The organism is Brachybacterium sp. HMSC06H03, from assembly GCF_001807385.1.
GTDB classification, from domain to species: Bacteria; Actinomycetota; Actinomycetes; order Actinomycetales; family Dermabacteraceae; genus Brachybacterium; species Brachybacterium conglomeratum.
The window spans coordinates 1-2,405 of sequence record NZ_KV788876.1 but is presented as its reverse complement, the minus strand read 5'-3'; the positions used below and the strand labels follow the sequence as shown (position 1 = coordinate 2,405).

The following is a 2,405-nucleotide window of genomic DNA, read 5'->3' as shown; positions in this document are numbered from 1 at the left end:
GCACGATCTCCACGGGCAGCTCGGCGCCGTCCCGCAAGATCCCGTCCAGCGCGCGACAGGCGTGCTCGCCGACGTAGACGGCGAGCGCCCCGTCCTCGGCGCTCATTCCGGGGCGAGCACGTACTCGTGCAGCGCGGTCCCGCCCTCGGTCGCGGCGGTCAGCAGAATCACCGTGTCCTCGACGGCGACGACGGCGCGGCGTAGGTCCGGCAGCTCGTGCAGCTCGCCCTGCTGGATGACGAACGGCTGTGGCGCCTCGACCCGGAGAGCGCCGTGCATCAGGTAGACGGAGGCGGGCACCACGTCCTCGTGCTCGGTCAGCCGTGTGCCCTCGGTCAGCGCGAGGACCGTCTGCTGGAGCGCGCCCCGGCGGACCACCGGCTCGGCATGGAATCCTGCGCCGCTGCTCCGCGCCAGATCGATGGATCGGGTGATGACGGGTGTGAGAGCGACCATGACGGCCTCCTCCTCGTTGACGGATCCGTCCTGCCAGTATCGTCCACGAAGAGCGGAAGGTCATGCCCTGCACCCGGTCGGTCGGCCGCGATGACCGCGCGGACGTCCCCCGCCCGCAGGACGCTACGATCCTGGGATGGACCAAGCGGGCGACGCGCAGGAGTCGCGACGGTACGGGACCGCGCGTCGGGACGCGGCCGGCGCAGCGGACACGGCACGCGGCGCCGACGCGTCGGGTGAGGCGACGGCAGAGGCGGGGGGCGAGCACCCCGACGGCTACTGGTACCCCGAGCACGACTCCGCGATCGACGTGCTCACCTACCAGGCCGCACACGGCGACATGCGCCGACGGATGAGCGCCGGGATGGACATGAACACGACCGACCTGGCCGCGCTGCGCCATGTCATCGCCCACGAGCGGCACGGGGAGCCGCTGACCCCGCTGGGCCTGGCGCGGCTGCTCAGGATCTCCGGCGCCTCCAGCTCGAAGCTGCTGGACCGTCTCACCGCCTCGGGGCACCTGCAGCGTGTCCCGAACCCGCACGATCGCCGCTCGAGCGTCGTCGTCGCGACCGACCACGGGCACACGCAGGTCCGGGAGCGCCTGGACGGCCTGCACGCGCGGATGCAGGAGGCGGCGGAGCAGGTGCCCGAGGATGCCCGCGGCGAGGTCGCAGCCTTCCTCCGCCGCATCGCGGGGGTGCTCGACGCGGAGAGCACCTCCGACGCGCTGCTCTCCCCGGTGACGCGGTCACCGGCCCCGCAGCGGCCGTCTCCTCGCCGCGGCTGACCGCGCGCCGGCCCCGCGACTGCGGACGTCGGGCCCCTGGACGTCGATCGCGGAGTATCGTCGCGGGTCAGCGCGCGCCCTCGCGCCACAGGCGCGAGGGCCACCACACGACCTTCCCCAGGTCCAGCACCAGCGCCGGCACCAGCAGCGTGCGCACTACGAAGGTGTCCAGCAGCACGCCGAGCGCGACGATCACGGCGAGCTGGGCGAGGAACAGGATCGGGATCACGCCGAGCGCGGCGAAAGTCGCGGCGAGCACCAGCCCCGCGGAGGTGATGACCCCGCCGGTGACGGCGAGGCCGCGGACCACCCCGTCGGCCGTGCCGTGCCGCAGCGCCTCCTCCCGCACCCGGGTCATGAGGAAGATGTTGTAGTCGATGCCGAGGGCGACCAGGAACACGAAGCCGAACAGCGGCACCGCGGGATCGGCGCCGGGGAAGCCGAGCACGTGGTCGAAGAGCAGGGCGGAGATCCCCATCGCCGTGCCGAAGGACAGCACGGTCGTCGCGATCAGCAGGACCGGCGCGAGGATCGCGCGCAGCAGCAGCATGAGGATCACCAGGATCACCGCGAGCACGATCGGGATGATCAGCGCGCGGTCGTGGACGGAGGCGTCGTTCGTGTCGATCGCCGTGGCGGTCACCCCGCCGACCAGCGCCGCGGGCCCGTCGGCCGCGAGATCGGCGCGCAGCGCCCGGACGGTCTCCTCCGCCGCCCGTGAGTCCGGGGCCTCCGTGAGGGTGCCCTGGAGCAGCACCTGCCCGTCGACCGCGGTGGGCTCGGGCACCGGCGCACCGGGCGGACCGGCGGGACGGATCCCCTCGGCGGTGACCGGAGCCGAGCCGCTGGGCGAGTCGGCGGTGGCGACGGTGACCGCGTCGATGCCGTCCTGGGCGAGCAGGTGCTCGGCCGTCTCCTCGAGGTCCTCCTGCGCGGTGATCACCTGCACGGGCGAGCCGGCGCCGGCGGGGAAGTGCTCGCCGAGCGCGACCTGGCCGTCGCGGGCGGAGGACTCGGTGAGCACGAGCTCGGACTGCGCGACGCCCGAGGCCTGCAGCTGGGTGACGCCCAGACAGGCCAGGCCCAGGAACACCGCGGTGAGGATCCACAGCGGGCGCGGGCGGCGGCGCACCGCCGCGGCGACGCGGCCCCAGCCGCC

At 73.9% G+C, this 2,405-nt stretch carries 3 protein-coding genes; 1 reads left to right on the top strand and 2 read right to left on the bottom strand.

Features of this window, described 5'->3' with window-relative positions; genetic code table 11:
• Positions 1 to 102: 102 nt before the first annotated feature.
• Positions 103 to 456: a cupin domain-containing protein gene (locus HMPREF3159_RS11655; protein WP_070501161.1), complete on the bottom strand. Its 354-nt coding sequence runs from the start codon at positions 454 to 456 to the stop codon at positions 103 to 105.
• A 136-nt stretch (positions 457 to 592) separates the two neighbouring features.
• On the opposite strand from HMPREF3159_RS11655, the gene HMPREF3159_RS11650 reads away from it, so the two are divergent.
• Positions 593 to 1,246, top strand: coding sequence for a MarR family winged helix-turn-helix transcriptional regulator (locus HMPREF3159_RS11650; RefSeq protein WP_083305928.1), 654 nt, complete (start codon positions 593 to 595; stop codon positions 1,244 to 1,246).
• A gap of 67 nt (positions 1,247 to 1,313) precedes the next feature.
• Here HMPREF3159_RS11650 and HMPREF3159_RS11645 read toward each other — a convergent pair.
• Positions 1,314 to 2,405: MMPL family transporter (locus tag HMPREF3159_RS11645; RefSeq protein ID WP_168165428.1), on the bottom strand; the 1,092-nt coding region annotated here is incomplete at its 5' end.